Genomic DNA, 3248 nt, shown 5'->3' with positions numbered 1-3248 from the left:
GTGCCCCTGAACAACGCCCCAAGGGACGTGATCCCCAAGGGCAGCATTGTTGCCGGATCTCCGGCGGGTCGATGCGTCGTGGACGCGGGTAACAGAGCCCAGTATGGGCGGCCGCTGCGCGACGGTTACCTCGCATGGAATCCATTTGCTGCGCCGCTCTTGCCGCGTACGCTGTCACGATCCGGTGAACTCCGAATCTGGTCATGGGTTTGCCAGTCCGTCCCAGAAACACCGGAGCGTCCATGCTTCTTCCCGCGATGAGCGGCCGCAACGTAGCAGCCGTTGTTGGCCACAGCGGACATATCCGCCACTTGTTGCCTTTGCCCAGAATCCGCACCGATGCCGACGTGCCAACTTCAAGGTGGCCGATCTGCAAGGATGCCGCTTCGTTGGCGCGCGCACCACTGTTGTAGAGAAACAGAAGCAGTGCGTGATCGCGCGTACCAAGAAACGTTCGACAGTCTGGAGCGTGGAGAATCGCAGCCATTTCGCTCCTGTCGAGGTACACGATCATCGTTTTCGTAGTCTTCCTGAATGGTATTGAGCGGACTTGCGAACACCAGTCGAGGTGTTCTGGCGAGCGCAGTCCGATGAAACGGGCGAGTGAGTGAATCGCTGCAAGTCGCTGGTTGCGCGTGACGGTAGCGCAATTACGATTTCGTTCGAGATGCTCCATAAAAGCTCGTACCCGAGTTTGCGAGACGTGCCTCACGGACAACCGGTCGACCGGCACCTTCGCCTCACGACTGATGAACGGCAGCAGCAGGGTTAGCGTATCGCGGTAGCTGGCCTGCGTGTTGCGCGACAGGTTGCGTTCGGCAACGAGATGTTCGAGCAGGAAACGTCGAACCCAAGGTCCGAGAAGGTCGTGATCATGCATCATCAGCCTCCGATACAAATGTCTGTCTCGCATATCCGGATAAATATTTCCGGAAGCCCTACGGCTGGCCGTGCCTCGTCAATGTAACGATCCAGAGCTTCCGACACAGGCTAGACGAGTGGGTAGACCTGGGGTTGGCGGCGCTTCGGGCGCCATATCTGCAGCTGGCCATTGGCACGATCAACCTGATCCATCCGGAGCGCGGCGACCCCTCCTCTGCGCAATCCGTACACCGCCAACAACAGGATGATTGCGCGGTCGCGAACGTTGCGCTCGTCATCACCGCTAGCATCAGCGATCAAGCGCCGGACATCCTCCCAGTCCAGCGCATAGGGTAAAGATTCGAGGGGCATATCGCCGGCTGCCCTGGATCGAATCCGCGAGCCCGGGCCGGGATGCGCCGATACCGCTTGCATAGCGCAGGAACACACGGAGGAAATTCGCCATGTGCCTGGCCGAGACGCGAGACCAGTGCTGTACACCATAGGTAGCAAAGTACGAGTCGATATCTTGTGGTTGCAGCGGTGCAAGGTTGAGTCCTGCGTCGGCGCACCAACTCAGGAATTTGGCCGCGCGGTAGTGCCATTGCTCAACGGTGCATGGCGTCAACTCACGTTCGTCACGCATCCATTTGACGAAGCGCTCCAGGTCATCGTCAAACGGCAACGGCTCACGTGGCTCATGCCACCATCCAAGAAACGTCAACCATGTGCGCGCCGACGAAATTAAAGTCGCAGCCGTCGTCGGAGCAACTGCGGGCCCGGTGCTTCCGCAAACAATCTCACGCAATCGCTCCCCGTTTACTCGACCGAAATCTTCCAACGACATGCGCGCAGCGACCCACAAAATTGAGCGCGCCTTCAGACGCAACGAGTGCCCAGTCGCACTGTGGAAGGCGCAGTAACGCAGGTAACCGGCACGCTCGGCGGCGAGTGGACCGTGACGGTGACGCTCTACAGCCCAACGAGTATCGAAGATAGTCTCAAACATGGCGGGCCTCCACCATGCAGAAGGACCACTAGCAGGCGCTGTTTGTTATGTTCTGTCAATCGGTCACGCGTGCCCACACTCGAGCCTCCCTCCCGCGCACGACAACATAACTTGGGCCGCAACATACCCGCTGAAGGCATCCGCCTGCAGGATTCCCGTGTAGCCCGCCAGATGTTCCTGAGGTCGCTCACCTTTGCGGTCGGGTGAGTACCTGTACCAGACTGCTGGTGGCGCGTGGCTCCCTGCCGGGCCGTCATCCCGCACATAGGTCCACAGGCGCGCCGTGCGTGTCTTGCCACGCCCCGGCTCCAGCACCGGCACGGGCGTGTCGTCGGTATGGATCTTGTCTGCGGCGCGCACGTAACCACCGAGTGCGTCGGACAGGGGTTGCAGCAGCGCAGCCGCTTCACGCACCCACGAAGCCAGTGTTGCCCGGTCCAGTTCGATGCCCGCCTCGATAGATGGCGGCCTGCCGGTATAGCGGCATGTGGTCATGCGTACTTCGCGACGACGACCTGTGCGAGCAGCCCCGCACCCGCCATCGAGCGTGCTATCGGCCGCGAAGGTGCCGGCTCCTGTACTACTGCGGCACAGCGCGGGCAGCTCAGCTTCGGACGTACGTGACGCAGTACCTTGAAGTAGCCGGGCACATAGTCGAGACCTCCGAGACGTCTTCGCCGAGCGCACGCATCTGTTTGCCGCATTCCGCGGCATCCGCAGTTTGACGCCGCATGCACAGCCGTTTCGCGAGGAAGATGGGCAGGGAAGTCCCGTGACTTGCGGCGTAGCGGAGCGACGTTCGTTGTGGCCGACGTATCAGCAGCTGTATCAGCATCGGGCTCCTTCGACGTTGCGGCCATGGCCGATTCAGGAACGGGAAGCTCACCGAGCGCGAGCTGCAACTGGTCCATCAGTTCGGTCATGCGCTCCGATGAACGGCCATACTGCCATCGCTTCAGTCGCGAGATCTCGGCCAGCAACTGCGCAATGGTCTCGTCGCGCGAGGCAACGATGCGCTTCAGAGCGGCGATGTCATCGGGCAGATGGCTGGCTGGCATGCATGCCAGTGTAAATGAAGCCCACGCGCTTGTGGGTTCCCGCACCCGGCGTTACGCCGCGTGCGTCGGCAGCCACGTCCGCTCGGGATGCCGCCAGTCAATCCCTTCGAGCAGCATCGACAGTTGGGCGGCTGACCGATAGACTGTTCCCGAGTCCGCCTGCGGCCACACGAAGCGTCCACGCTCGAGTCGTTTGTAACATACCTCGGAATGCGAACCTTGTTGTTGCCTCAGAACACCTTGTCCGCATTACCCATCCGTTTCACCCATTCAGCGGGCAGCGACTTCTGTATATTGGTGAACGCTATAACCGGTCTGGC

The 3248-nt window shown here is 60.8% G+C and carries 5 protein-coding genes; all 5 read right to left on the bottom strand.

Going from position 1 to position 3248, the window contains the following annotated elements; all coding sequences use genetic code 11:
* Positions 1–883: tyrosine-type recombinase/integrase (locus tag AB4Y34_RS41260; protein WP_368719235.1), on the bottom strand; the 883-nt coding region annotated here is incomplete at its 3' end.
* 288 nt (positions 884–1171) lie between these two features.
* Positions 1172–1870, bottom strand: a complete 699-nt coding sequence (locus AB4Y34_RS41255; RefSeq protein WP_176370159.1) for a site-specific integrase — start codon at positions 1868–1870, stop codon at positions 1172–1174.
* 63 nt (positions 1871–1933) lie between these two features.
* A complete protein-coding gene (locus AB4Y34_RS41250; protein ID WP_368719234.1) occupies positions 1934–2365 on the bottom strand; it encodes a transposase in 432 nt (143 codons plus the stop codon).
* On the bottom strand, positions 2362–2928 hold the full coding sequence (locus AB4Y34_RS41245; protein WP_255215372.1) for an IS66 family transposase zinc-finger binding domain-containing protein: 567 nt from the start codon (positions 2926–2928) through the stop codon (positions 2362–2364). Before AB4Y34_RS41245 ends, AB4Y34_RS41250 begins: the two co-directional genes overlap by 4 nt.
* A gap of 51 nt (positions 2929–2979) precedes the next feature.
* Positions 2980–3162 (bottom strand): IS66 family insertion sequence element accessory protein TnpB, encoded by a 183-nt coding sequence (tnpB, locus tag AB4Y34_RS41240; protein WP_176370060.1) that lies wholly within the window; start codon positions 3160–3162, stop codon positions 2980–2982.
* Positions 3163–3248: the final 86 nt, after the last annotated feature.

This window comes from Paraburkholderia sp. BR10954, from assembly GCF_040965775.1.
In the GTDB taxonomy this organism is placed as follows: domain Bacteria; phylum Pseudomonadota; class Gammaproteobacteria; order Burkholderiales; family Burkholderiaceae; genus Paraburkholderia; species Paraburkholderia youngii.
Note: the sequence above shows the minus strand (reverse complement) of the source record. Positions and strands in the feature narration are given on the sequence as shown.